Below are 25,612 nucleotides of genomic sequence, written 5' to 3'. Positions count from 1 at the left end.
CGGCGACGACCACGACGAGCAGCGCCCACGGGTGCTGGTCGTCGCGTCCGATCGGGATGCATTTGGTATCCCGGTCGAGCAGGTCCGTGAGGTTATCCGGAGCGCCGCCCTGCGTCGGGTGCCCGGCAGTCCGCCGGTGCTCCGCGGCATCGTCAACGTGCGGGGCGGAATCGTCACCGTGCTGGACCTTCAGGCCCTCTTGTCGGGAGAGCGTGCCGTCACGGCGGGGTCGGTCGTCCTCCTTGAGTACGGATCGCGCCTCATCGGGCTCGCCGTGCATGCCGTGCACGATGTCCGTGTGCTGGACGCGCCGCTCGAGTCCCAACCCGAGTCCGAATCCGCGCTCGATCGCATCGTGCCGCTGGACGCCGTGGCGCTCTGCGCGCGGCACCTGCATTCAGCCGACGAGAGGGAACGGTGAGCCGAACGGTACTCATTTGCGACGACGCGATCTTCATGCGCACCATGGTGGGGGATATCCTCACGCAGGCGGGCTTCGAGATCATCGGAGAAGCGGAAACAGGTGTCCAGGCGGTGGAGCGCTATCAGCAGCTCCGACCGGACCTCGTCACGATGGACATCGTCATGCCTGACATGGGCGGCATCGATGCGGTGCGCGAGATCACGAAGCTCGATCCCGCCGCCCGCATTCTGATGTGCAGTGCGATGGGCCAGCAGGCGCTCGTGGTGGAGGCCATTCAGGCCGGGGCGAAGGACTTCGTGGTGAAGCCGTTCCAGCCCAGCCGCGTGCTCGAAGCCGTGAATCGCGTCCTCGCCGCGTAAGTCGTCGCGGTCGCGCGCTCCTCGAGATCGCTGATGGACGCCGCCCGGTACGCCGCGCTCTTCCTGAGTGAATCGCGCGAGCATCTCACGGAAGTCGATGATGCCTTGCTCGCGCTCGAACGCGATCGCAACACGGTAGACGCCGTGGCCGCGGGCGCGCACATCGCGACCGTCTTTCGCGGTGTGCATACGATCAAGGGCATGGCCGCCGCGATGGGGTATGTCGCGGTCGAACAGTTGTCGCATGCGCTCGAAAGTCGCTGCGAGCCCCTGCGAAGTGGCGCGGAAGAGTGGAGTGGCGACGTGCTGGCGCTGCTCTTCGACGGCACCGATCTGCTGCGCGCTGCGGTCGACGCGGTGCCGAGCGGACGTACCGAGCCCACATCGGCCATGCGCGCGTTCGTGCAGCGACTCGGCGTCGTACCCGTCGTTGCTCCCGTTCCAACGCCGTTAGTCGCCGAGGCGCCAACCGAGGCGCTCACCGAGGCGGCCGCCCCGAGCGGCGCGTTCGGCACGACGCGTCGGGTCGATGTGCGCCTCACCGCCGATTGTCCGCTCAAGGGCGTGCGGGCCATGATCGTGCTGGCCAAGCTGTCCGCATTGGGCACCGTGCGCGGCACCGAGCCGCCGCAGGAGCGGTGGCAGGACGATCTGTTCGATGGCGCCTTCCGACTTACCCTGCAGTCGTCCGCGACCGACGACGAGATCAGCGCCGCGGCGCAGAGTGCCGGAGATGTGGCGCGGGTGTCGGTGAAGCTGGCCACGCCTACGCCAGTGCAGGGGACCGCGCGTGTGAGCGACGCACCGCGCACCGTACGCCTCGACGCGCGCCGACTCGATACGCTGCTCGACCTCGTCGGCGAACTCGTGATCACGCGTGACCGCCTGCTTCGCGCGATCGAGCAGTCGGAACATCCCGATCGCGCGGTCGTGCGCGCCGCCGCCGATGCCGCACGACTGGTGGCCACGCTGCAGGATGAGGTACTTCAGGCGCGCATGCTGCCGGTGGCGCAGGTGTTCGATCGCTTCCCGCGTCTGGTGCGCGACATCGCGCGCGATCTCGGCAAGGACGTGCACTTCACGATGGAAGGACGGGAAATCGAACTCGATCGGTCGCTGCTCGATGCGATCGGCGACCCTATCATGCACCTATTGCGCAACGCGCTCGATCACGGGTTTGAGGACGCCGAAACCCGTCGCGCGGCGGGCAAGCCGGCCAGCGGCGAGTTGATTCTGCGCGCGGCGCGCGATCGCGCGGCCGTGGTGATCCAGGTGCAGGATGACGGGCGCGGGATCGATCGCGACGTGGTGCTGCGGCGCGCGCACGAGCAGGGTTTGGTGGACGTGAAGGTCTCCACGCTGGCCGATGATGCGCTCCTGCAGTTGGTGGCGCATCCAGGCTTTTCGACGGCGAAGTCGGTGACCTCGATCTCTGGACGCGGTGTGGGTGTCGACGTCGTGAACACCCGCGTGCGCGCCCTCGGCGGCCAGATCGATCTCGAAACGATCACCGGTGAAGGGACCGTGTTCACGATGCGTCTGCCCCTCACGCTGGCCATCATGCGGGCGCTGCTGGTGCAGGTCGGCGGTGACACCTATGCCATCCCGGCCGCGCACGTCATGGAAGTGCTGGAATTCAACGGCGCCTCCCGTCGCACGGGCGCGCTCACCATCACCGTGCGGGACGAGATCGTGCCGCTGGTGGCGCTCCAGCAGCGCTTCGAGGACGACCCGCTCGCACCGGCGGCCGCCAATCCGGACGGCGTGCGTCATGTGGCGATTGTCGAGGTGGCAGGACGGAGAACGGCGCTGTTGGTGGACGCCTTGCTGGCCCAGCAGGACATCGTGGTGAAGCCGCTGGATACCGTCCGCGGGGCGAGACCGTGGTTCAGCGGCGCTACGGTGCTCGGTGACGGGAGCCCTGCGCTCATCGTCGATGTGAGTAGTGTGGCATGACCACGTGAACGCGACTCGTGACCGAAGGTGAATTGACCATGTCGGCGATCCGGTCTCTCAAGACCATCCAGCTGGATGCACTGCGTGAAACGGCCAACATCGGCGCGGGTCACGCCGCGACGGCGTTGTCGCAGATGACCGGCAGCACGATCATGATCAAGGTGCCGAACATCACGGTCGCGAGCATGGAGGAGCTCCCGTCGCAGTTCACGCCGGAGGAAGAACCGGTGGCGGCGGTGCTCATGCACATGCTCGGCGATCTCAGCGGCCGCACGATGCTGGTCTTCCCGAAGCCGACGGTGATGCGACTGGCCGAGCTGATGCTGCGACGGCCGGTCGGCTCGTCGACCGCGTTCAGTGAACTCGAGACGTCGGCGATCAAGGAAGCGGGAAATATCCTGAGCGGCGCGTACATGAACGCACTCAGTGATTTTCTGGGGATGCTCCTGTTGCCGTCGCCGCCGAGTCTGGTGATCGACATGTCGACGGCCGTGCTGACCAGTGCGATCGGTGAGTTCGCCCCCGATCCCGATGCGATCCTCTGCGTCGAAAGCGAGTTCCAGCTCATGGAGATGCAGCAGACCCTTCGTGGATTCTTCCTGCTGCTCCCCGATCCCGCCTCGTTGCAGGTGATGCTCCGCGCGCTGCGGCTCGCCTGAATAACCGGAGCGTTCCGCTCATGACGTCCGTCATGTCGGCTGGTCGCGACGTGGAGCTGCTCCGCACGCTGATCGAGCGCGTCGATCAGCACGATCCGGGTGCGTTCAACAACCTCGGCGTGCTGTATCACTCGCGTGGGCTGCACGCGGAGGCGGTCGATGCCTTCCTGCGCGCCCTGGCGATCGATCCGCGCATGCGCACCGCGGCGCGTAATCTCGAGATCGCCGCGGCGACGCCGGGCGCCTGTGATGCCCGGATGGCCGCACTCGATGCACGCGTCGCGGCCGATCCCGACGATCGCGCGGCGGCGCTGGAACGTGCGCGACTATCGCGGCTGATCGGCCGGAACGACACGGCCATTCGGCAGCTCGAGACGCTGATTGCCGAAGATCCCGACGACGCCGCGGCGCTGTTCGAGCGTGGACTGATCGAGCAGCGGGCCGGCGATCTCCGTCGCGCGCAGCGCTGGTTCGAACGCGCCGTGAACCTGAGCGACACTGATACCGACGCGCGGCTGCATCTGGCCGAAGTGCTCTATCAGCGCGGACAGAACGAGCAGGCGCTCGAGTGTCTCGACCTGCTGCTGGCCCGGCACGCCGACAGCGCCGATGCGCATTTGCTGCGCGGTTTCGTGCTCGGCGACATGGGACGTCACGATGCGGCCATCGCCTCCGCGCGCATCGCCGCGCAACTGAATCCGACACTCTCGACGGCGCAGATCGATTTGTCGCTCGAATCGGGCGGCCTCGCCGGCACGCCGATCGCGATCGATCCATCGACGGCGAGCGGTATGATGAGTGTGGAGCCCGAAGGCGCGCTCGCCCGCTATGGTCTCGGACTCGCCTTCCGGCAGCGTGGCTACTTCGAAGAGGCGCGACGAGAGTTCGAACGGTCGCTGGCCGGCGGCGAAGATGCGCGCATGGCGGAGCATGCGCTGGGTGAGCTCGACCTGATCGCTGGTCGATTCGATGATGCTCGCGCGCGGTACGAATCGTTGCTGGCGCTGCAAGAGCAGCCGCGCTGGTGGAACGAGCATGGCGTCGCGATGCATCAGTCGGGCGACGTGGAAGGAGCCGCTGACAGCTATCGTCGGGCGCTGCGCATCGATCCGCGCCATGCGCTGGCGTACAACAACCTCGGGGTGGCGCTCGACGATCTCGGTGATCACAGCGCGGCGCGCGAGTCGTTCGTACGTGCATCCGAGCTCGATCCCACGCTGATCGTAGCCCGCCTGAATCTGTCGCGTTGGTTGGCAGCGCAGCGCGATCCACTGGCGGCGCTCACGTTACTGCGTGAGCTCGTGGCGTTCCATCCACGCGATGCGGAATCGTGGAAGGGGATGGGGACCGTGTTGCAGGCGCTGGACCGCATCGAGGAAGCGCGCGATGCCTTCTTGACCGCGATCGAATGCCGACCTTCACATGCCGAGGCGCGGTTCGGACTCGCGCGCGTGCTCGAGCGACTCGGCGACAGCGATGGCGCCGCGCGGGAAACACAGCAGGCGCTGAGGTATTCGCCGATACGCCGGGAGTCGCGCCTGTCGGTGGCGATCGATTTGCAGCGTGAGTGCCCGGATGCCGTCGGCGCGCTCGAGTTGCTGGCCGTACAGGGCGGATCGCCGTTGCGCGGCATTGTGCTGCCTACGGATGATCTGGCGGCGCTCTTGCCGGAGCAGGCGCCCGCGGCAACCGTCGCGAGCGATACCGCCCAAAGCGGTCTCGATGCCGGCGCGAGGGCCGTGGCAATGGCCGTAGCGGACGCCGCCCGCACCTGCGACGACGCCGATGCCTTCGCGTCTCGTGCCGTGCACGGTGAAGCCCTCGAGCGGTATACCCGAGCGCGCGTGCTGGTCGACATGGCATCGGTGGCCGAGATGGAGCCCACGGCGCAACTCGTGTGGCAGCGCGCCACGTTGGGAGAGGCGCGATCGCTCTGCCTGCTAGGGCGCGGCGTTGAGGCGTTGCCGCAGCTGAAGCGGGCCGGCGCCTTGTGGCCGCATCATCCGGAAGTCCTCGCGCTGTTCGCGTTCGCCGCGGCATCGGACGCGGCACGCGATCCGGCCAGCGCGGAGTTGGCGCGCACCGCCATGCTGCGCTTGTTGCGACAGGACGTGACCAGTGCCGCGCTCTTGCACTTTGCCGGCGATGCGGCGATGAAGATGCACGACGAGGCGCTGGCGCTGGGTTTCTATCGGCGTGCGCTGGCGCATGATCCGGCGCGGCCCACGGCCCGCGTGGCGATCGCGCGGATGCTGCGTGAACGCGGCGATCTGTTGGCCGCGCGGCTCGAGCTGGTCGCCGCGCTATCGGCGGTGCCGAACTGGCGTGACGCCGTGCTCGAACTTGCCCGCGTACACCGCGATGCACGGCGACATGCCGACGCTCGCTGGATTCTCGTGGACGTGCTCAAGCGCTGGCCGACGGACGTCGAGGCGCTCCAGCTGCTGATCGAGGTGCTCGTCGGAGAGGAACGTGCCGGCGACGCGCGCATCGTGGTGGACCGCGTGCTTCGGCATGACCCGGACAACACGGGCGCACGCTGGTTCGACGGCGTGCTCCTCGCGCAGCAGTCGCGGACGCGCGATGCGCTCGCGCGCTGGGCTCGCCTGGCGCAGTGTACCGAGGTGGATGGCTTCGTGGAGCGCGCGCGACATGCCGTGTCACACGCCGTGTATGGCAGCGGTGCGCCCAGCGATCCGGCGCGCGTCGCATGAGCGCGCCATGAGTCTGGACGGCCGACTTCGCGACCTCGGCCTCGCCGAGGTCTTGCAACTGCTCGCCCTGAGCCGCAAGTCGGGTGTTCTGTACCTGGAAGCGGCGCTGCAAGGTCGGAACGCCGCCGTGCAGTTCCAGCATGGCAGTGTAGTCAATGCCGGCGTCTGGAACGCGCACGATACCTCAGGCGCGCTCCACGCGCGCACCGCCCACGAGGCGCGCGAGGTGGAGGCGGTCATGCTCGACCTTCTGTTGTGGCGTGACGGCGCCTTTCGCTTTGCGCCAGCCGACGAGCACGCCCCCGCGGGCGCCGCCATCCGTCTGGCTATCGAACCGTTGCTGATGGAGGCCGCTCAGCGGGCCGAGGTCTGGTCGCGGATCGAAGATCGCGTGCCACATTCACGGGTCGTTCCGGCCTTCGTGGACGTCGAGCCCCAACAATTGCCACTCCTCCGTCTGGCTCCGGCGCAGTGGGAGATCTTGACCCGTGTCGACGGGCAGCGCGATCTGCTGATGCTCGCCGACTCGCTCGGGCGTAACCTGTTGGACGTGGCGGAGCAGGTCCACGGTCTGATCGGGGCAGGACTATTGGCGCTGCGCGATGGACCGGTGGCACCCCGGCGGAATCCCACGCCACCCGCGATGGCAGCGATTCCCGCTCCCGAGGGTCGGGAGATCGCTGGCGATCTCTGGATCCCCACGGCGGTGCACACGCGGCACTCCTCAGCCACACCCGACGACGCGTTACTGTCGCACGACGAAGATTCGCTCTTCGATCCTGTCGAACTGGGGGTCATCTCCCCCGAAGGATTCCCCCGTCGACGCACACCGTGGTTGGCGTCGCCACCGGTTGCCTCGCAGGCGGCTGAGCCGTCCTTGCCGCGAGGGGAGACGGCCGGAATCGCACCGCGCGCCGAAGCCATCTCGTTGTGCCGGCTCGGTGACGAAGCGGCCCGGCGCGGTGACTTCGCTGATGCGATGACGCACTGGCACGCTGCCCTTCGGGTGCCCGAGCCGTTCGCTGACGCAGATCGCGTGCGCGAAGCGATCGCGCTGACAGCCCGGTTGCACGCGCTGCTGCATCCGTAACGGCGTAGGAGACATCCGGTGACCTCGTGCCCGTCGGGCGCGGCGACACCGGCGGCGAGGAGAGGAGCGGGCGCATGCCCATTGTCGATCATGCCACACGGCTGATCACCTGCAAGTTGGTCTACTACGGGCCCGGACGGTCTGGCAAGACGACGAATCTCACCTACCTGCACTCGGCGTTGCCGGGCACGCAGGTCGGCGAGCTCACGTCGCTGGCCACCCGTCGCGACCGCACGCTCTTTTTCGACTATCTCCCCGTCGATCTTGGCACCGTGGGCGCCTATCGCGTCCGCTTTCAGCTGTATACCGTGCCGGGTCAGCCGTACTACCGCGCGATTCGCCAGCTCGTGCTACAAGGCGCCGACGGCATCGCGTTCGTCGCCGACAGTCAGCGCCATCGGTGGGACGACAATCTCGAAAGCCTGCAGGACATGCACGCGAATCTCGCGGAACACGGCGTCGATGCGCGTGATCTGCCCATCGTGATGCAGTACAACAAGCAGGACTTGCCCGCGTCGCTGGCCGCCAGCGTCGCGGAACTGTCGGTCGCGCTGAACTTCCGCGCCGTCCCTGAGTTCGCCGGCGATGCGCTCCACGGCCCGGGCGTGTTCGACACCCTGCGTTCGCTCGGCATGCGCGTGCTCAAGCGGCTCGGCGCGGACGAGGGCACGGAAACAGCCCATCGGGCGGCGCTCGCCCTCCGCACGCCGGCCTTTACGCCGTCGCTGCACACCGGGCACGTGACCACCGATGTGCTCACCGGCGTCGCGGGAAGCGACGCATGAGGAGCGCATGAGCGGCCCGCTCGACGGGAACTATCGCTTCGACACGTTCGTGGTCGGCTCGTCGAACCGCCTCGCGGTGTCGGCCGCGCGCGCCGTGGCCGAGGCACCGGGCAGCACCTACAACCCACTGTTCGTCTACGGCGGCTCGGGACTTGGCAAGACGCATCTGGTGGCGGCGATCGCCCATCAGGCGCGTGCGGGCAAGCCCGATCTGCGTGTGGAGTTCACGTCGGGCGAGGACGTGGCCGAGCATCTGCAGCGCGTGATCGCGAGCGGCCAGGGACAGCTGTTCATCGAGCACTATCAGCAGGTCGAGTTGCTCATTCTCGACGACGTGCAATTCCTCACCGGACAGCGCGAAACGCAGTCCGAACTGCTGCGCCTGTTCAACATCATGCAGGGCTCGGGTCGTCAGCTGGTGCTCACCAGCGATCGTCAGCCGTCCGAGATACCCGATGTCGATCAACGCCTGCTGTCGCGGCTCATCGGCGGGCTCGTCGTCGATGTGGGTGCGCCCGACTACGAGATGCGTCTGGCGATCCTGCGCAACGTGGCCGGCACGCGTGGTGTGGAGTTCGCCGATGGCGTGCTGAACGAAGTGGCCCGACTGGCCTTCGGTAACGTGCGTGAGCTCAAGGGCGCCCTGAACAAGCTCTCGGCGTTTCAGCAGCTCGAGGGAACGCCGGTCGCGCCACCCGATGTGCGCGCCGTGCTGGGCGAGCGCGCATCGATGCCCACGCCGTCGTCGCACCCGCCGCGGATCGAAGCGATCATTCCCGACGGTACCGACTACGAGGGTTTTCTCGCCGACGTGCTGCAGGAAGTCGAGACGCGGGTGGAGCCGTGGCGCGTGGCGCTCGGAGAAGCGATCTCGCGCTGGAAGAGCCATGGCTACAGCGTGGCCGTTCTCGAGCGCGCGATGCAACTGCCGAAGGCGCCCGACGTGGACGGCCTGCTCGCCACGTTCACGTCGGCGATCGAGCATCTTCGCAATCTCGAAGCGCAGGCCAGCAGTCTCGATCCGGCGCTGCGCGGACACGCAGCGTTCCGCGATGTCGCTTCGATTCCACTGGCGCAACAGCTGGTCGAGCGCGCGATGGCGAGCACATTGCCGCTGCCCGCGCCGTCGCCGGTCTTCACGCGCGAGCGCATCGACGTCAGCAGCGCCAATCAGCTGGCCGTCAAGGCTATCGACTCGGTGATCGAGAACCCGGGGACACGCTACAATCCGCTCTTCATCTGCGGACCGGCTGGCAGCGGCAAATCCCATCTGGCGCATGCCCTTGGCAACGCCATGCGCCCGCGTGCCGCCGTGGCCTGCCTCTCGGCCAGCGCATTCGTCGATGAGCTGATCGCCGCCATGCAGGAAGGCGGTATGGAGCGCTGGCGCCTGCGATTCCGCGCCGCCGATCTGTTCATCCTCGATGACGTCGAAGTGCTGGCGGGGAAGGAGCGCACGCAGGAAGAACTCTTCCACCTGTTCAATCATCTCTACGAACGCGGAGCGCAGATCGCGCTCACCAGCACGTACGCGCCGCGCGAACTCCCGGAGCTCGCGGACCGACTACGTTCACGATTCGAGGGCGGCCTCGTGGTCGCCCTGCAGTCGCGTGAGCGGCACCGCGTGGAGCAGTTGGTGGAGCGCGCGCCCGGTGAACTCGATCGCTTCTTCGAGGATCGGGAGAAGACCATGTGGAACTGGCCGGACCTCGGCGGACGCGTGATCGAGGAGTACCGATAGTGGCCATCCGCGGAAATCTCAGTGAAGCGTCGCTGGCCGACGTGCTGCAGCTGCTGGCGCTCGGTCAGAAGACGGGCTGTCTCAGCATTGCGCGCGAGGGCAGCTTCGGCACCGTGCATTTCGCCGCCGGTCGCATCGTGCATGCCGAGCTGGTGAATCGCCGCGACCGTCTCGGCGATCGTCTCGTGCGGATGGGCGCGATCACGCCCGATGATCTCGCACGTGTCACGGCCGCGAGCGCGCCGCAGGACGATCGGGAGCTGGCGCACGCCCTGCTGGAGCAGGCGATCATCGAACGTGAGGTGCTGGTCGGCGAGTATCGCACGCAGGTCGAAGAGGCGGTCTACCACCTGTTCAGCTGGACACTCGGCTCGTTCACCTTCGAGCCCGAGGCCGATGATTCGCCCGACGCGGCGCTGGTCTCGGTCAGTGCCGATTCGCTGCTGTTGGAAGGCGCGCGTCGCGTGGACGAGTGGACGCAGATCGCGAAGAAGGTGCCGAGCCTCGACCTGATCTTCGAGCTCGATGGTCCGCGCCTCGCGCAGCGCGAAGTGCCGCTCAGCGCGACCCAAGAGAGAATCCTGCCGTTTCTCGACGGAACGCAGGATCTCAACACCGTGATCGAGCGCTCGGGGCTTGGTGAGTTCGAGGTCGGCAAGGCGGTGTTCGGGCTGCTCACGGCCGGCTACGCGCAGCGTGTCGGCAGGAGTGCCGCGCGACGTCAGCCGCCGCCGGAGAGCCGTGTGGCCGAGCATCGCAATCTCGGTATCGCGTTCTATCGCACCGGGATGCTCGATGAGGCGCAGCGCGAGTTCCGCCGGGTGCTCGAGTTGCGGGAAGCTGATGGAGTGTCGCGCTTCCATCTCGGGCTCGTGCAGCTGCGTCGGCGCGACTGGGCGGGCGCCTACGCCACGTTCCTGCGCGCATCGCAGGAGCCGGATGCTCCGGCGGCGGTACTGCACAACCTCGCCTTCGTGTGCGAGCAGCGCGGGGATCTGGTGGCCGCGGCGGATTACCTCGAAGAGGCCACCCGGCGTGTCGTGGTGCCCGACCCCCGGATCGCACTCTCGAGGGCGACGATCGCCTTGCGTGTGGGCGACCTGGTGGCAACCGAGTCTGCACTCGCTGATGCACGCAGTGCCTGGGGGGCCCGTCAGCCGTCGGCCGCCTGGTTTCATGTGGCCGGCCTCGCGGCGGCACTCGGTGGAGATAGCGCACGCGCGGCGGCCGTGCTGGAAGAAGGCATTGCGCTACATCCGCACGCGGCCGCGCTGCACAACAATCTTGCCGTCGTACAGGAACGGCGCGGGAGCTACGAGCTGGCGGCGCGTACCATCGAGCACGCGTTGCTCGAGGACGCGAATTGCGCCCATCTGCACAAGAACCTCGGCGACTATCTGTATCGTGCGCAGCGATATGACGAGGCCTTTGAGTCGTTCGTGCGGGTGGTGCGGCTGATGCCGTCGCACGGTGCCGATGTCTATCTCAAGCTCGGCAATGTGCACTATCGGCGCGGTGCGTTGAACGAGGCACAGCGGTCGTGGGAGCAGGCCCTCGCCCTCGACCCGGACAATCAAATTGTTCGCGCGAATCTCGACGCGATGCGGCGCTCGACGACGCCAGTGGAGTCAGCGCCCGTAGCCAGCAGCGACGACGCGCTGGTGGGCGGATCCGTATGACGACGGGTGGACATCGCACCGGCGTGACGCGGCAATGACTCAGCACACCGTTGGCATCGCCGATCTCACCGCCGGCGCCGGGGATATCACGCTCGTGACCATCGGACTCGGATCCTGCGTCGCGATCGCGTTGCACGATCGAGCGACTCGCGTCGGCGCCCTCGCGCACGTGCTGTTGCCGCATCATGCCCTCACCGCCGATACGCCGAGTGCGGGCAAGGCCGCGTCTACGGCGGTTCCGGCGATGCTCTCGCGTATGCAAGCACTCGGTGCCAGGCACGAGATCGAAGCGCGATTGGTTGGCGGGGCGAGCATGTTCCCCGCCTTGCTGGCGCCGGGCGCCATCAGTCTCGGTGCCCGCAATGTGCAGGCCGCCCGTGCGGCCTGCGCGGCGCACGACATTCCGATCGTGGGGGAAGCCGTCGGGGGAGATTTCGGTCGCTCGGTGTCCTTCGACGTGTCCACAGGACGGGTCCACGTGCGCTCTGTGCGAGGCGACGATGTCGTCCTCTAGCGCGCTGGGTAGCGCACGCCGCCGCGTTCTCGTCGTCGACGACAGTGCGTTCATGCGTCGGCTCGTCAGCGACATCGTGGCGTCCAGCGGCGAGTTCGAGGTAGTCGGTACCGCGCGCGACGGATTGGACGCGCTGCGTCAGATGCCGCTGCTCGACCCCGATCTGGTCACGCTCGACGTGGACATGCCCAATCTCGACGGATTGGCGTGTCTCGATCGGATCATGCGGGAGTGGCCACGGCCCGTGGTGATGCTGAGCGCGGGCGGCAGTGATGGCGGCGCGGATGCCACCCTGCGCGCGCTCGATCGCGGGGCGGTGGAGTTTGTGCGGAAACCGTCGGGCGCAATCAGTCTCGATCTCGAACTCGTGCGTGATCAGCTCCTCGAGGCGCTTCGCGCGGCGGCGGCGGTCACACAGCTCGGTATTCCGCTTCCGTCGCCCACGCTGGTGTCGCCTGATTTCGCGATGCGTGGCTCGGCGCACGATCGCGGGTTGCGCTCACCGGCGCGCGGCACGTCGCGGTCGACGCATGGCCAGGCCCCGTCGTGTCTCGTCTGCATCGCCGCCTCCACCGGCGGTCCGGCCGCCCTCAGCCAGATCATTCCGCTGTTGCCGCGATTTGAGCGGGCCGCCGTGCTCATTGTGCAGCACATGCCGGCTGGGTTCACCGCGAGCTTTGCCAGCCGACTGCACGGCATCTCGCGGCTGGCGGTCCACGAAGCGATGCACGGCGAGCCCCTCCATGCCGGCCACGTGTACGTGGCGCCCGGTGGCTTTCATCTGCGCGTGGGAGGCACGACAGTCGCGCCGTTGGCGCTGCTCGATCAGGAGCCCACGGAATGGGGGGTACGGCCGGCCGCCGACCGGCTCTTCACGTCGGCGGCGAGCTGCTACGGTGCGGCCTGTCTCGGGGTCGTGCTGACGGGAATGGGGCGCGACGGTGCCGACGGTCTGCTGGCGATCCGGCAAGCTGGCGGGCTTGCGGTGGTGCAGGAGCGTTTGTCCTGCGTCATCCCCGGCATGCCCGATTCAGCGCTTCGCGTGGCGGGCGCCGACCACGTCGTGACGCTGGCCGACATGTCGCACGCGATCGAAGGGCTCGTGGCGGCGCATGGCGTCGCGACCGACACCGTGGAGAAAATTGCGTGAGCGAGCGATGAGCACGTTCAAGTCGACCGCGCTGTTCGCCGTCCGCCGCCGCGCCGTCAGCACGGTGGAGCGGGCGACGTTCGTCTGTTTTTCGATCGGAGCGCATCGACTCGCCGGACCGGTCGAGCTCATCGACCGCGTGCTGCGTCCTTCTACCGACACGCCCGGCGTCTCCTTCGAGGGACGCGAGTTGCCCTACGCCGATCTCGCCTCACCGCTCGGCCTTGCCCTCGGCGGCGGTGCGGTCGGGCTGCGTCGCGTACTCGTGGCGCACGTGAACGACACCTGGTGGGCGCTCCCGGTCGACGCGGTGCACGATGTCGTCAGCGTGGATGCGAGTGAGGTGCTGCCTTTGCCGGCGGGGCATCCCGACGCGCATCGCGTCGGCGCCATTGCCACCTTCACGCGAGGTGGCAGTACTGTTCTGGTGCTCGATCTTGTTCGCCTTCTCCGCTGACTCTCTGATATGATCGCGCCATGTCGTTAACCGGCTCCGACCTGCAGGCGCGCTTCGATGCCATCCACGAGACGCTGGTCGCCAAGCCCGCGCCGGATGAGCGTGAGCGCGTGAAACAGGAAATCATCTCGCTCTTCCGTGATGCCGATGCGGCCGCCACGGCCGCGCTGGCGTTCAAGGCGAGCGTGAAGGAACTGGTCGAACACTGGAAGCAGCTCGATGGCCGCGCGGCGACCGTCGCGGGCTCGGGTCGCGTCGACCATCTGGGTGCGTCGACGTTCGTGGAGAAAGGTTGGTCGAAGCTGTCACTGGGCGACCCGGCGGGCGCCGAGGTGGCGCTGCGACGCGCGCTCGAGCTGGCACCCGGCAGCAATGACGCCGAGACACTGCTGGGATGGGCGCAGATGATGCAACAGCAGTACGATGCCGCCCGCACCACGTTCCAGCAGGTCCTCCTGCGCGAACCCGAGCACGCGCTCGCGCACACGAACGTGGGCTACGTCTGCCTGCGCCAGGGACGGTACGGTGAGGCGATCGAGCATCTCTCGCGCGTGATCCGGCTCGATCTCGACCGGAAGGCGACGCTGTACGCGCATCTCTATCTGGGCATGGTGTATCGCGAACGCGAGATGTACGACGATGCGGAAGCGTTCTTCCGAAAGGCGCTCGAGCTCGGACCCAACCTGCTGCAGAGCTGGTATGAACTGGGACGCGTTCACTGGTTCTCCGGACGGCGCGATGACGCCATCGCGTCGTGGCGTTCAGGAGCGGAGGCCAACAAGTTCAACCCATGGGGGAAACGCTGCGCGGAGCTGCTGGGGCTGGTAGAGCAGGGCGGAGCGCCACCGCGCGCCGACTAGGATCGACCCTCGCCGCGATCCTGTTCGCCGGCGTGAGTGCGCTCACGTTCGCGCTCGCGAGCGGTCGTGCGTTGTCGGCGCAGACCCCGAATGCTCCCGGTGTGCGTCTCGATGCGGGACGCTTTACCGTGGTCGCCGAGGCACGTGATGCCCGGCTCGCCCGCACGCTGCTCACGTCCGCGCAGGCGAACGATAGTTTTCCGGGGCTGCCGCGCCCCACCTCGCACGTGCTGATCGCGGTGGCCCCGAATGCCGCGCGGTTCCGGCAGTGGGTGGGTCCGCATGCGCCGGAATGGGGCGCCGCCATCGCAATTCCCGACGAACAGCGATTGGTGATGCAGGGCGGGCGGGCGGGAAGCGATGCTGGCGATCCGGTCGTGGTGCTCCGCCATGAGTTGGCCCACCTCGCGCTGCACGAGCGCATGGGCCGGCTGCCGCCCCGATGGTTCGACGAGGGCTACGCCAGTGTGGCGGCCGGCGAGTGGACCCGCGACGAAGCCTTTGAAACGTCGCTGACGATGGTGTGGCGCACGTTGCCCTCGCTCGATCGGCTGGAGGAGGGCTTTTTCGCCGGCGCCTCCGAAGCGACTTGGAGCTACGCCATGGCCTATCGCGTGGTGAGCGAGCTGCAGGCGCTCGATCCGGTGAACGGACTCGCCAATTTTTTCAGCTACTGGAAATCGACCGGCTCGATGGAGAAGGGCATTCGCCAGGCCTACGGGATGACGGGTGAGCAGTTCGAGAAGCACTGGAAGACGCGAACGCGGAGCCGTTATGGGGCGCTCTCGCTGGTGACCAACGTCTCCGCGGTGTTCGGGCTTTTTGGGCTGATTCTGCTCCCACTGTATGTCAGCAAACGCCGTCGTGACCGCCGGAAGCTCGAGGCGATGCGGGCGCAGGATCTTGCCCAGGAGCAGGCGGCGCGAGCGTCAGCGCTGCAGGCGCTGCTCGACGCGGGAGTCGAACCCGCATTGGAACCGGGCTCCGATCTCGATGATGCGGTGGGACGAGCGGCCGGACCAACGGGAGTGTCCGGGGTATCCTAAAAGCGCGGCCGGTCCGAACCCGCCCTTGCCGTGCCACTTGGTCTGTCGGTATCCTGCGCCATGACTTCGATCGACAAGCCCCGCTCCCGCGCCCTGCTGTACTGGGGCGCCGCCGCACTCTCGTTGGTGGTCGGCTACGTGGACCTCGCCCGTGGCGGTGAGACCATCGCCCCGCTCCTGCTCGTGCTCGGTTACGTGGTTCTGGTACCGCTGGCGATTCTGAAGGGATAAGCGGAACGACCAACGGCCAAGCGTGGGACCGTTGCCCGGCCGAACGTGACAATCCGGTTAAGTTGTGCCTCAAGCGGGAACTGCACCCTGTATTCGTTGTAGTTTTTCAACGGGCGACGTGGGGCTGATGTACACCGGGCGAATAGCTCAGTTGGTTAGAGCGCCTGCCTTACACGCAGGATGTCGGGGGTTCGAGTCCCTCTTCGCCCACTCGTTGCACTCGTCTCGACCGTTCAGTGTTGCGCGACTCGCCCTGAACGTGATGTGCGTACCAAACGGGCGTCGGCCTCGGCCGAATGCTTGCAAGGCTTGTTCTTGTTCTTCATGTTCTGCTGTTCCCCCCCAGACCCGCCTGGCTCGCGCACGGCCACTCGGGTTGTAGTATGCCGGCGTTACGCCGGCTCCACGGCTCACGGTGCGGAGGTTACGACATTGATGTCACGGCATTTCCAGGCGCTCGCCGGAATCGGTCTCGCCCTCGTTGGTACCCTCGCGGTGCCGTCGATTGCGTCCGCTCAGTACAATCGCGTCCCCGACCCGAACGCCACGCGCGTTCTGGTGGCGGTGTTCAAGGCTGGTGAGAAGGGCTTGGGAGTGCAGGCCGCCGACGCGGTGCGCTCACGCATGAACAGCGAGTTCCCGTTCAAGCAGGTGTATGTCCTGCCTAAGACGGACATCAATGCCACGCTTGAAGCGTCGGGATTTCCGATAACCGAATCGCTCGAGGCGCACGATCAGCGTGCGCTCGCGACGCTGCTTCGTGCCGATGAGTACGTCACCGGCACGGTCACCAAGACGGCGACCGGCGTGAAGGTCGACGCCAATCTCGTGCTCGCCCGCGACAACTCGCTGGTACAGCCGATCGGGTCGTACGACGTGAAGTCGGTCGGTGATGCCGCCGGTGCGATCTCCAAGGAACTCAAGGAAGCGCGCAAGCAGCTCGACGCCGAAAAGAAGTGCATCAACTCGGCGCGCGATCAGAAGTATGACGCAGCGATCGCGGCGGCCAAGGAAGGCATCGTGCTGTACCCGCGCGCCACGCTCGCCCGCATCTGCATGGCGAATGTGATGATCACGCAGAAGGCGCCGGCCGCTGAGCAGCTCGCAATCGCCAAGGAAATCGTCGCGATCGATCCGAAGAGCCGCCCAGGCCTCGCGATTCTCGCCTCGTCGTATCGTGCGCTCGGTCAGCAGGACTCGGCCGTGGTGGCGCTCACGCGTCTGCTCTCGACCGACCCGAAGAACCCGCGCCTGCAGAAGGACGTCGTTGAAGAGCTCGCGAGTGTCGCTAATCCGCGCCTCGCCAAGCCGGTTATCGACACGGCCGTGATGCTGAACCCGGGCGACCCGGATCTGTTGCGTCTTCGCTGGCGCATCCTCCTGGCCACGAAGGACTACAAGGAAGCGTTTACCCAGGGTGACGAGCTGGTGAAGCTGGACACGTCGTTCGCCGACACCGCCTACTTCTCGCTTTCGGCTGCGGCCATGGCGGCCGACAGCCAGTTCCAGAAGGCGGCGGAGATGGCCGCCAAGGGTCTCGCCAAGTTCCCCGGCGAGCCGGGACTCACGTTCACGCAGATCGTGGCGCTCCAGAAGGCCGGCCAGAACCAGCAGGCGCTCGAAGCGTTGGACAAGGCCACGGCCGCCAAGGTCGCCGTGGAAAACGGGGCCTTCCTGCGCCTCACGCTGCTCAAGGATCTGAACCGTACGGAAGAAGTCGTGCCGGCGGCTCGCGCCGTGATCGCAGCCGGTGATACGAGCACGCTCGTTCGACAGATGCTCGTGCAGATCGGCAACGATCAGTTCAAGAAGGCGCAGGCTAGCAAGCTGCCGGCCGACTTCGACGCGATGATCTCGACGCTCACCTTCGCCGATTCCGTGTCCAAGGGACCGGTCAAGGCGCAGGCGCAGTTCCTGCTCGGTGCCGCCGGTGTCGTGTACGGTCAGCTCAAGCTGACGGCCGCCAGTGAGCAGAAGAGCTGCGCGCTGGCCAAGGAAGCGAAGAACCTGTTCGTTGATGCGCAGATCAATCTGCCAAAGGGTGGTACCTTTGCCCCCGACGCGATGCGCCAGTACATGGGCTTCGTCATGCAGCTCGATCCGTCAGCCGACCAGATGATCAAGGCATTTTGTAAGTAGCACCGCCGTTGCAGGACCCCGGGCCCGCCGTCGCTCCGACGGTGGGCCCGTTCGTTTTCTCCCCGCGCACGAACGGGACAAAACACCAGCCATCACATCCGTGCGCAAGTACGGGTAATGCACATTTCTGAACGCGTCAGCGTCGCTTGACGGTGCACTCAGCACCTCACTAACATGACGCGCCCTAACATGCCTCCAATAAGCGCGTGAGCCCGGTCCGTACTCTCCCATCCGGGCGCGTTGGCGCCTACCACGTCCCGGTGCTGCTGGCCGAGATCGAAGCGCTGCTTGCCGGCGCCTCGACCGTCCTCGATTGCACTTTGGGCGGTGGTGGGCACACCGCCGCCCTTCTCGAACGCGGTATGCGTGTCACCGGCGTCGATCGCGATCCGCGGGCGCTCGCGGCCGCGCGCGAGCGACTGGCCGATTTTGAAGGCTCCGGTCAGTTCCGGGCCTTGCTCACCAACTATGCCGCGCTCGACACCGGCGGGCTGTCGGTCGACGAGCGCTTCGACGGCATTCTGCTCGACCTCGGCGTGTCGTCGCATCAATTCGACGATCTCGCGCGCGGCTTTACGTTCCGCGAAGGGGCACCGCTCGACATGCGTATGGGCACCGACGCCGAGACGGATGCCGGTGAGCTCCTGAACACCATCGACGAGGTGGATCTGTCCGCGCTCCTGCGCGCCTACGCCGACGAACCACGCGCGGCCCGCATGGCACGTGAGATCGTGCGACGGCGTGAGCGCCGCCCGTTCGCGACCGCCGACGATCTGGTGGATGCCATCCGCGCCGTGCTTGGACCGCGCAGCGGGGCGCCCGACTTTGCACGCATCTTTCAGGCAATCCGTATCGCCGTGAACGACGAATTGTCGGGGCTCGAGCACGCGCTGCCGATGCTGCGCGACCGCCTGACACCCGGCGGCGTGCTCGCGATCATCAGCTATCACTCCGGCGAAGATCGCCTCGTCAAGAATGCCTTCCGCGACTGGAGTACGGCCTGCATCTGCCCACCGCGGCAGATGATCTGCACCTGTCGTGGCGTGCCGCTCGGCGAAACGCTGACGCGTCGCCCGATCAACGCCACCGAGGAAGAAGTGGAAGGAAATCCGCGCGCCCGCAGCGCGCGCCTGCGCGCCTGGAAGCTCGCACTCTGATGGCGACCACCTCCACCAAGCGCACTCGCCGATCCCCGCGCGGACCGCTCAAGGGCCGCGCCTGGATCGCGATCGGGCTGGGCGTTTTTTTGGTGGTGGCATCGATTGTCGTGTGGCGGCGCGGTGTGGGCGCGTCGACAGTGCGGGAAATGAGTCGGCTCTCCAATCGGCAGCGGGCGCTGCTCTCTGAGAAGACCACGCTCGACCGTGATATCCGCAGCGCCATGGCCCGCAGTCGCGTCATCTCGGAGGCGGAACGTCGGCTCGGACTGCACGTGGCCACCGACGCGCAGACACGGATGCTTTCTGATTCGATGCTCGCCGATCCGGAGCGGCCGGATACCGTCGCCAGCGATTCCGCGTCACGCTCATGACGCGCCGATGATGTTCGGACCGATTCGTACCGAGGCGGCCGACGAGCCCCGGCTCGTGCCCGACCATCCCGGCGCGCCGGCCACGGTCAGCCGTGCGCGTACGATGATCGTGCACGCCAGTCTGGTGCTGTTCGCCGTCGCCATCTTGGCGCGTGCCGTTCAGTTGCAGATCGTGGAACACGATACGTGGCTGCGCGTAGCCGACCGGCAGCACGTCGATCAACAAACGGTGAAGCCGCTGCGCGGCGCCATCACCGACGCCACCGGAGCGGTGTTGGTGGAATCGCGTGAGCAGGTGAAGCTCAACATCGCGCCGCGTGAAATCCGCGACGTGCGTCGCAAGAACGCAAAGCGTGGCGATCCGCTCCTGAAAACGCGGGCCGTGCTGCGGAGTGGTTTGCGCGCGCTGTCGGTTCCCGAAGCGCAGATACGCAAGGCGCTGGATACGAACCAGAAGTGGGTGTCGCTTCCGAAGCTGTACCTGCCGTCAGACGTGGAACGCCTCGTCGGACTACCCGGCGTGCACGTGGAGCGCGTCCGCCGTCGGATCAACTCGGCCAGCGACAACCTGCGTGGCGTGCTCGGCGCGGTCGATGCCGACGATGCACCGGTGGGTGGCATCGAGCTCGAACTCGATCTGCTCCTGCGCGGGCAAGACGGCAGTCGCGCGCTCGTGAAGGATCCCAAGGCCGGCTACGTGGAATCGCCGGAGCTGTCGAACGTCGACGCCCTGCCCGGACACACGGTCACGCTGACGGTGAATCAGGCGTTGCAGGAGATTGCCGAGAGCGAGCTGCGCATGGCGTTGCAACGCACGGGCGGCACGGGCGGTGACGTCGTCATTCTCGACCCGCGCGACGGTGCCATTCTCGCGCTCGCAGGAGTGCGCGACGGGAGGCCGGCGAGTACCAGTACACCCATGGCGTTGGCGTACGAACCGGGGTCCGTGATGAAGCCGTTTCTCGTGTCGAGGCTGTTCGATATGGGAAAAGCGACGCCGAACGAGATCATCGACACGGAGAACGGGAGTGCGATGCTGCCCGGCCGTAAGCGGGCGCTGACTGACGAACATAAAGCTGCACAGATGCCGGTGCGCGACGTCATTCGCTTCTCCAGTAATATCGGTACCGCAAAACTGGCGCTGCGCCTTACTCCGCGCGAAGAGTTCGAGGCCATGCGCGACTTCGGATTCGGTTCTCTCACGGGTGTGCCGTATCCCGCCGAGTCGAAGGGCTCCTTGCCGTTGCCGGCGCGCTGGAGTGGCAGCACGCAGACCGCCGTGTCGATCGGCTACGAAGTCTTGGCCACACCGCTGCAGATCGCGCTGGCCTACGCCGCCATCGCCAATGGCGGCGAGCTGTTGCAGCCGGCGCTGGTGAAGGAAGTGCACGACGCGCAGGGGGCCACGATCTACAAACACGAACGTCGCGTGGTGCGGCGCGTGCTGACCGCCAAGACGGCCCGGGAGATGCGCGGCATGTTGGCCTCGGTCGTCGATAGCGGCACCGGGACGTCGGCCGAGTTGGCCACCTATGATGTGGCCGGCAAATCGGGCACGGCGCGGCGTAGCGAGAACGGTCGCTACCTCGAGGGGAAGTACAATGCGACCTTCGCCGGCATGTTTCCGGCGCAGGCACCGCAGTACGTGCTCGTCGCGCGCATTATCGATCCGAAGGGCACGTACTACGGCGGCATCGTGTCGGGCAGTCTTGTGAACGGCATCCTGCAGGCCGCGCTCGCGACCCGGAACTCGGCGCTGGATCGTAACGCGTTGGCGGAAGTCGCGAAGGCCATGCCGGTACCCGTGGCGAAGCCCAAGTCGGAGAAGGCGCTTGCCCTCGCTGCGCGCGATTCGGCGCGCCGTGACTCGCTGTTGGCACCGCCACCACCGAAGGCCGAGCCGGCTCCGGCCGCCGCGCGCGTGGTGGTCGCGCTCCCCATCACGGCGCAGAAGGTGGCCGCGAGAAACGACGACGAGCCGCGCGAGATCCGGCCGGTGCCATCCGTCTTCGGACTCGACGTGCGTCAGGCCACGCGCACCTTGTACGCGGCCGGGTTTCAGGTGAGCATCGCGCGTGGCTCCGATGTGCGCACGCGTCCCGCCGCTGGCACCATGCTGCGCGTGGGCAGCACGGTGCAACTGGAGATGCCGCGCATGGAGTCTGCCAAGTGACGAGTACCGCTCGCGTCGTTGACGTCAGCGTGTTGCTTGACGCGCTGCGCGATGCCGGCTTGCTGGTGTCGTCCGCTACTGAACTGCCGCCCGTCGTTGTCGATGTGACTGATGACAGTCGCCGCGTGACGCCAGGATCGGCGTTTCTCGCGGTGAAGGGTGCCGCGCAGGATGGTCATGCCTGGCTTGGCGCGGCCAAAGCGAGTGGTGCGGCGCTTGCCCTCGTCGAGGACGCGGCAGCGGCCGCGGCGGCGGAGATTCCGGCCATCGTCGTGCGCGATGGGCGCCGCGCGGCCGCGGTGGCCGCCGCCGCATTCCACGGCTGGCCCGCGCGCGAACTCACGCTGGTTGGCGTCACCGGCACGAATGGCAAGACGACCACCGTGGGTGTGCTGCGACACTTGCTGGATTCACCGGAACGTCCCGCAGCCTCCATCGGCACTCTCGGCGTGCTGCTCGGCAGCGAGGGCGTCACGATGCCCGGCGGCAGCGGGCTCACCACGCCAGGCCCCGTGGAGTTGCAGCGACTGTTGCGCGAACTGGTGGATCGCGGCGTGCGCACGGTCACGATGGAAGTGTCGTCGCACTCGCTCGATCAGCGACGGGTCGACGGGCTCTCGTTCGCCGCGGCTGTGTTTACCAATCTCACGCGCGATCATCTCGATTATCACGGCACGATGGAGGAATATCGTGCCGCCAAGCTGCGGCTGGTGGGACTGCTCGCGCGCGATGGTGTGGCCTTGTTCAATGCCGATGATCCCTCCTGGCGCGGCGTTACCAATGCGCCCACGTCGAGGACCTTCGGCACCGAATCCGGCGCCGACATTTCGGCGCGCGACGTCACATTCACCAGTGACGGTAGCCGCTTTCTGCTCGTGTCGCCCCACGGTGCGCAGTCGGTGTCGTTGCCCCTCATCGGTGACTTCAACATCGCCAACGCGCTGGGCGCGGCGGCCGTGGCGTTGGCATTGGGCATGCCGATTGCCGACGTGGCGCAACGCCTGTCCCTCGCGCCCCAGGTACCGGGACGACTCGAACGCTTGCACACGTCGCCGACCGTGCTGCGTGACTACGCGCATACGCCGGATGCGCTCGATCGCGCGCTGCGGGCGGTGCGTCCCTTCACCCGGCAGAGCGACGGGTCGGCGAGCCGATTGATCGTCCTCTTCGGCTGCGGTGGTGACCGCGACCGCGGCAAACGCCCCGAGATGGGACGCATTGCCGAAGACCTCGCCGACATCGCTATCGTGACCAGCGACAATCCGCGAACGGAAGATCCTGATCGCATTCTCGACGATATCGAAGCCGGTATGACGCGGCGTGATCATGTGCGGATCGTCGATCGGCGCGACGCGATTGCGCATGCCCTGCGCGCGGCCACCGCACACGATGTCGTCGTGCTGGCCGGCAAGGGACACGAGACGTATCAGATTCGCGGCACCACGTCGTATCCGTTCGATGAGCGAGAGATCGTGACCGAACTCATGGCCGAGCTCACGGCCGGGACGCCGCCAGTCCTTCCCAACAGTCCGCCCCATTCTGCGTGACCGCCTTCTCCACCGCCGGTACCGCGTTCAGCGCGATCGCCGCCGTCGCGCCTGATCACGCGCATCCGTACTGGACCTTCGAGCGCGTGGCCGATGCGCTCGGTACGGGTCCGCGGATCCCCCGTCCATTGGCCGGGGTGTCCACCGACACACGGGCGATCTCGCGCGGCGATGTCTTCGTGGCGCTCAAAGGTGAGCGCTTCGATGCACACGATTTCCTGTCGACGGCGCGTGATGCCGGTGCGGCGGCGTTCGTCGTGAGCGATGCCCGCAAGGCCGCCGGGTTAGGCGTACCGACGTACGTGGTGTCGGACACCTTGGTGGCGCTTGGACAGCTCGCCACCGCCTGGCGCCGCGCCTGGGGGCGCAGTGTGATCGCCGTGGCTGGGTCGAACGGCAAGACCAGTACGAAGGAGCTGCTCAAGGCGGCGTTCTCGCGCACGCTGGTGGTGCACGCCACCAAGGGCAATCTCAACAATCTCATCGGCGTGCCGCTCACGCTGCTGGCGATTCCCTCCAATGCGGAAGTCGCGATCGTTGAAGTGGGTACCAACACGCCGGGGGAAGTCGCCACGCTGCGCGCCATCACCGAGCCCGACATCGCGGTGCTCACGTCGATTGGCGAAGAGCATCTCGAAGGGCTTGGCGATCTGGCCGGCGTGCTGCGCGAAGAGAGTGAGATCTTTCATCGCGTGACGCTCGCCATCGTGCCGTCGGCGCACCCTGAAGTGGCAGATATCGCCAAGTCGCGCGCTACGGCGGTGCTGTCGGCGGGCCTCGAGCACGCGTCGATCACGCCCACGGCGTGGGGGCTCGACGACGAGGGGCGTCCGTGGCTCGACGTGGAGGGCGTGCATTTCACGCTACCGCTGCGTGGCGCGCATCAGGCGGCCAACGCGATGCTGGCAATCGCCGCGGCCGGAGCGTGCGGTGTCCCGTTGGTCGACGCGGCAGCAGGGATGGCCGAGATGCCGGTGCCCAGCATGCGCGGCGCGTGGGAGCAGCTCGGCGAACTCGTCCTTATCAACGACGCCTACAACGCCAATCCCGCGTCGATGCGCGCTGCGCTCGATCTGCTCGGTCGCGTAGGTTCCGGACAACAGCGGGTCGCGATTCTTGGGACCATGCGTGAGCTGGGCGCCCAGTCGGCGCAACAGCATCGTGAGGTGGCGCGTGCGGCGCTGGCGTCTGGGGCCGATCTGATCGTCGGCGTCGGTGACTTCGCGGCGGCGTTTCATGACCTCGCGCCAGCTGATCCTCGTGTGCTCGCTACGCCGGACTTCGACGCGCTGTGGTCGCTGATCGCGCCGCGACTCGAACGCAATGCCATCGTGCTGCTCAAGGGCTCCCGCGGGATGCGCCTCGAGCGGCTGGTTCCCACGCTTTCCTCCTGGGCGACTGCCTAGTGCTCTACTATCTGCTCCAGCCGTTTGCGCACGATGTCCGCGTGTTCAATCTGCTCAATTACATCACGTTTCGATCGGCCGCCGCGTTCGTGTCGGCGCTGCTGCTCACGTTCGTGTTCGGTCCCGTCATCATTCGCCGGCTCCGGGCCATGGCGGTGCATCAGGTGGTCCGAGAGGGCACACCCGACTCGCATGCGGGCAAGGGCACCACGCCGACCATGGGCGGCCTCATCATTCTGGCGGCGACGTTCGTGCCCGTACTGCTCTGGGCGCGCCTCAGCAATCGCTACGTCTTGCTGGCCATGGCCGTCACGGCGTGGATGGGGATGATCGGTTTTCTCGACGACTACCTCAAGCTCAGGCAGAAGCGGGAAGGGAAGAAGAACGAAGGCCTCGTCGAGCGGTACAAGCTCGCCGGGCAGGTCACGTGCGGACTCGGGCTCGGACTCATTCTGCTGCTCTTCCCGATTTCCACGTTGCCGGGTGCCAGCACCACCCTGCCGTTCTTCAAGTACATCCTGGTCGTACCGGCGGTCGCGTGGGCCGCGTGGATGTACATCCCCTGGGTCACGTTCATTCTCACCGGCTTCAGCAACGCGGTGAATCTCACCGACGGCCTCGACGGACTCGCCGCCGGACTCATGGCGATCGCGGTGCTCACGCTCGGCCTGTTCGCGTATGTGGCCGGTCGCGTGGACACCAGCGCGTATCTGCAGATCTTCTACATGCGCGGCGCCGGCGAGCTCACCGTGTTCTGCGCGTCGGTGGTCGGTGCCTGCATCGGATTCCTCTGGTACAACGCGCATCCGGCGCAGGTGTTCATGGGCGACACGGGCTCGTTGGCGCTTGGTGGCGCACTGGGTTCGATCGCAATTCTGCTGAAGAGTGAGTTCCTGCTACTGATCGTGGGCGCGGTCTTCGTGGCGGAGACCGTATCGGTCATCCTGCAGCGCACCGTCTTCAAGTACCGGAAGAAGCGATTCGGGTTGGAGTACGCGCAGCAGCATCGCGTGTTCAAACGCGCCCCGCTGCACCATCATTTCGAACTGTCGGGCTGGCCGGAGACGCAGGTCGTCATTCGGTTCTGGATCATCGGTATCTTGTGCGCGATCCTCGCGCTCAGCACGCTCAAATTGCGTTGACGGAGCGAA

Annotated in this window: 22 protein-coding genes and 1 tRNA gene; all 23 read left to right on the top strand. The window is 66.9% G+C overall.

Annotation, left to right across the window (positions count from 1 at the left end):
- Window positions 1-31: 31 nt before the first annotated feature.
- The 23 genes from HKW67_RS07300 to mraY all read left to right on the top strand — a co-directional run bounded on the left by HKW67_RS07300 (window position 32) and on the right by mraY (window position 25,603).
- The gene (locus tag HKW67_RS07300; RefSeq protein ID WP_171224753.1) at window positions 32-421 is read left to right on the top strand and encodes a chemotaxis protein CheW; all 390 of its coding nucleotides are present in this window, start codon (window positions 32-34) and stop codon (window positions 419-421) included.
- Complete coding sequence (locus HKW67_RS07295; protein ID WP_171224752.1) at window positions 418-783, top strand: response regulator; 366 nt, start codon at window positions 418-420, stop codon at window positions 781-783. The genes HKW67_RS07300 and HKW67_RS07295 overlap by 4 nt, the downstream gene beginning before the upstream one ends.
- Window positions 784-816: 33 nt before the next feature.
- Window positions 817-2,739: a chemotaxis protein CheA gene (locus HKW67_RS07290; RefSeq protein WP_171224751.1), complete on the top strand. Its 1,923-nt coding sequence runs from the start codon at window positions 817-819 to the stop codon at window positions 2,737-2,739.
- A 38-nt stretch (window positions 2,740-2,777) separates the two neighbouring features.
- On the top strand, window positions 2,778-3,398 hold the full coding sequence (locus HKW67_RS07285) for a chemotaxis protein CheC (RefSeq protein ID WP_171224750.1): 621 nt from the start codon (window positions 2,778-2,780) through the stop codon (window positions 3,396-3,398).
- A 20-nt stretch (window positions 3,399-3,418) separates the two neighbouring features.
- Window positions 3,419-6,112, top strand: coding sequence for a tetratricopeptide repeat protein (locus HKW67_RS07280; RefSeq protein ID WP_171224749.1), 2,694 nt, complete (start codon window positions 3,419-3,421; stop codon window positions 6,110-6,112).
- A gap of 7 nt (window positions 6,113-6,119) precedes the next feature.
- Window positions 6,120-7,202, top strand: a complete 1,083-nt coding sequence (locus tag HKW67_RS07275) for a DUF4388 domain-containing protein (protein WP_171224748.1) — start codon at window positions 6,120-6,122, stop codon at window positions 7,200-7,202.
- 74 nt (window positions 7,203-7,276) lie between these two features.
- On the top strand, window positions 7,277-7,987 hold the full coding sequence (locus HKW67_RS07270) for a GTP-binding protein (RefSeq protein ID WP_171224747.1): 711 nt from the start codon (window positions 7,277-7,279) through the stop codon (window positions 7,985-7,987).
- A gap of 7 nt (window positions 7,988-7,994) precedes the next feature.
- Entirely contained in the window at window positions 7,995-9,728 is a 1,734-nt protein-coding gene (locus tag HKW67_RS07265; protein ID WP_171224746.1) for a DnaA/Hda family protein, read from the top strand.
- Window positions 9,728-11,407, top strand: coding sequence for a DUF4388 domain-containing protein (locus tag HKW67_RS07260; RefSeq protein WP_171224745.1), 1,680 nt, complete (start codon window positions 9,728-9,730; stop codon window positions 11,405-11,407). The genes HKW67_RS07265 and HKW67_RS07260 overlap by 1 nt, the downstream gene beginning before the upstream one ends.
- A 34-nt stretch (window positions 11,408-11,441) precedes the next feature.
- Window positions 11,442-11,921: a chemotaxis protein CheD gene (locus tag HKW67_RS07255; RefSeq protein ID WP_171224744.1), complete on the top strand. Its 480-nt coding sequence runs from the start codon at window positions 11,442-11,444 to the stop codon at window positions 11,919-11,921.
- Window positions 11,908-13,071, top strand: a complete 1,164-nt coding sequence (gene cheB, locus HKW67_RS07250) for a chemotaxis-specific protein-glutamate methyltransferase CheB (protein WP_171224743.1) — start codon at window positions 11,908-11,910, stop codon at window positions 13,069-13,071. The genes HKW67_RS07255 and cheB overlap by 14 nt, the downstream gene beginning before the upstream one ends.
- Window positions 13,072-13,078: 7 nt before the next feature.
- A complete protein-coding gene (locus HKW67_RS07245; protein WP_171224742.1) occupies window positions 13,079-13,528 on the top strand; it encodes a chemotaxis protein CheW in 450 nt (149 codons plus the stop codon).
- 20 nt (window positions 13,529-13,548) lie between these two features.
- The gene (locus HKW67_RS07240) at window positions 13,549-14,388 is read left to right on the top strand and encodes a tetratricopeptide repeat protein (protein WP_171224741.1); all 840 of its coding nucleotides are present in this window, start codon (window positions 13,549-13,551) and stop codon (window positions 14,386-14,388) included.
- A 32-nt stretch (window positions 14,389-14,420) separates the two neighbouring features.
- A complete protein-coding gene (locus tag HKW67_RS07235) occupies window positions 14,421-15,434 on the top strand; it encodes a peptidase MA family metallohydrolase (protein ID WP_171224740.1) in 1,014 nt (337 codons plus the stop codon).
- A gap of 60 nt (window positions 15,435-15,494) precedes the next feature.
- Window positions 15,495-15,665 carry a hypothetical protein gene (locus tag HKW67_RS07230; RefSeq protein ID WP_171224739.1) on the top strand — a complete coding sequence of 57 codons (171 nt, stop codon included), beginning with the start codon at window positions 15,495-15,497 and terminating at the stop codon, window positions 15,663-15,665.
- Between the two features lie 136 nt (window positions 15,666-15,801).
- A tRNA-Val gene (locus tag HKW67_RS07225) sits at window positions 15,802-15,875 on the top strand.
- Window positions 15,876-16,100: 225 nt separating this feature from the next.
- The gene (locus HKW67_RS07220; RefSeq protein WP_171224738.1) at window positions 16,101-17,804 is read left to right on the top strand and encodes a tetratricopeptide repeat protein; all 1,704 of its coding nucleotides are present in this window, start codon (window positions 16,101-16,103) and stop codon (window positions 17,802-17,804) included.
- Window positions 17,805-18,010: 206 nt separating this feature from the next.
- Complete coding sequence (gene rsmH, locus HKW67_RS07215) at window positions 18,011-18,961, top strand: 16S rRNA (cytosine(1402)-N(4))-methyltransferase RsmH (RefSeq protein WP_171224737.1); 951 nt, start codon at window positions 18,011-18,013, stop codon at window positions 18,959-18,961.
- On the top strand, window positions 18,961-19,335 hold the full coding sequence (locus HKW67_RS07210) for a hypothetical protein (RefSeq protein ID WP_171224736.1): 375 nt from the start codon (window positions 18,961-18,963) through the stop codon (window positions 19,333-19,335). The genes rsmH and HKW67_RS07210 overlap by 1 nt, the downstream gene beginning before the upstream one ends.
- A gap of 7 nt (window positions 19,336-19,342) precedes the next feature.
- A complete protein-coding gene (locus tag HKW67_RS07205) occupies window positions 19,343-21,508 on the top strand; it encodes a penicillin-binding transpeptidase domain-containing protein (protein ID WP_171224735.1) in 2,166 nt (721 codons plus the stop codon).
- A complete protein-coding gene (locus tag HKW67_RS07200) occupies window positions 21,505-23,055 on the top strand; it encodes a UDP-N-acetylmuramoyl-L-alanyl-D-glutamate--2,6-diaminopimelate ligase (RefSeq protein ID WP_206044636.1) in 1,551 nt (516 codons plus the stop codon). The genes HKW67_RS07205 and HKW67_RS07200 overlap by 4 nt, the downstream gene beginning before the upstream one ends.
- Window positions 23,052-24,461 carry a UDP-N-acetylmuramoyl-tripeptide--D-alanyl-D-alanine ligase gene (locus HKW67_RS07195; protein WP_171224734.1) on the top strand — a complete coding sequence of 470 codons (1,410 nt, stop codon included), beginning with the start codon at window positions 23,052-23,054 and terminating at the stop codon, window positions 24,459-24,461. Before HKW67_RS07200 ends, HKW67_RS07195 begins: the two co-directional genes overlap by 4 nt.
- Window positions 24,461-25,603, top strand: a complete 1,143-nt coding sequence (gene mraY / locus HKW67_RS07190) for a phospho-N-acetylmuramoyl-pentapeptide-transferase (protein ID WP_171224733.1) — start codon at window positions 24,461-24,463, stop codon at window positions 25,601-25,603. The genes HKW67_RS07195 and mraY overlap by 1 nt, the downstream gene beginning before the upstream one ends.
- Window positions 25,604-25,612: the final 9 nt, after the last annotated feature.

This window comes from Gemmatimonas groenlandica (assembly GCF_013004105.1).
Lineage (GTDB): Bacteria > Gemmatimonadota > Gemmatimonadetes > Gemmatimonadales > Gemmatimonadaceae > Gemmatimonas > Gemmatimonas groenlandica.
This window is presented reverse-complemented; position numbering and strand designations above follow the sequence as displayed.

Coding starts and splice junctions, on each gene's coding strand:
- HKW67_RS07290 (WP_171224751.1), top strand. CDS start 817: ATGGACGCCGCCCGGTACGCCGCGCTCTTCCTGAGTGAATCGCGCGAG.
- HKW67_RS07285 (WP_171224750.1), top strand. CDS start 2,778: ATGTCGGCGATCCGGTCTCTCAAGACCATCCAGCTGGATGCACTGCGT.
- HKW67_RS07280 (WP_171224749.1), top strand. CDS start 3,419: ATGACGTCCGTCATGTCGGCTGGTCGCGACGTGGAGCTGCTCCGCACG.
- HKW67_RS07275 (WP_171224748.1), top strand. CDS start 6,120: ATGAGTCTGGACGGCCGACTTCGCGACCTCGGCCTCGCCGAGGTCTTG.
- HKW67_RS07270 (WP_171224747.1), top strand. CDS start 7,277: ATGCCCATTGTCGATCATGCCACACGGCTGATCACCTGCAAGTTGGTC.
- HKW67_RS07265 (WP_171224746.1), top strand. CDS start 7,995: ATGAGCGGCCCGCTCGACGGGAACTATCGCTTCGACACGTTCGTGGTC.
- HKW67_RS07255 (WP_171224744.1), top strand. CDS start 11,442: ATGACTCAGCACACCGTTGGCATCGCCGATCTCACCGCCGGCGCCGGG.
- cheB (WP_171224743.1), top strand. CDS start 11,908: ATGTCGTCCTCTAGCGCGCTGGGTAGCGCACGCCGCCGCGTTCTCGTC.
- HKW67_RS07245 (WP_171224742.1), top strand. CDS start 13,079: ATGAGCACGTTCAAGTCGACCGCGCTGTTCGCCGTCCGCCGCCGCGCC.
- HKW67_RS07240 (WP_171224741.1), top strand. CDS start 13,549: ATGTCGTTAACCGGCTCCGACCTGCAGGCGCGCTTCGATGCCATCCAC.
- HKW67_RS07230 (WP_171224739.1), top strand. CDS start 15,495: ATGACTTCGATCGACAAGCCCCGCTCCCGCGCCCTGCTGTACTGGGGC.
- HKW67_RS07220 (WP_171224738.1), top strand. CDS start 16,101: ATGTCACGGCATTTCCAGGCGCTCGCCGGAATCGGTCTCGCCCTCGTT.
- HKW67_RS07210 (WP_171224736.1), top strand. CDS start 18,961: ATGGCGACCACCTCCACCAAGCGCACTCGCCGATCCCCGCGCGGACCG.
- HKW67_RS07205 (WP_171224735.1), top strand. CDS start 19,343: ATGATGTTCGGACCGATTCGTACCGAGGCGGCCGACGAGCCCCGGCTC.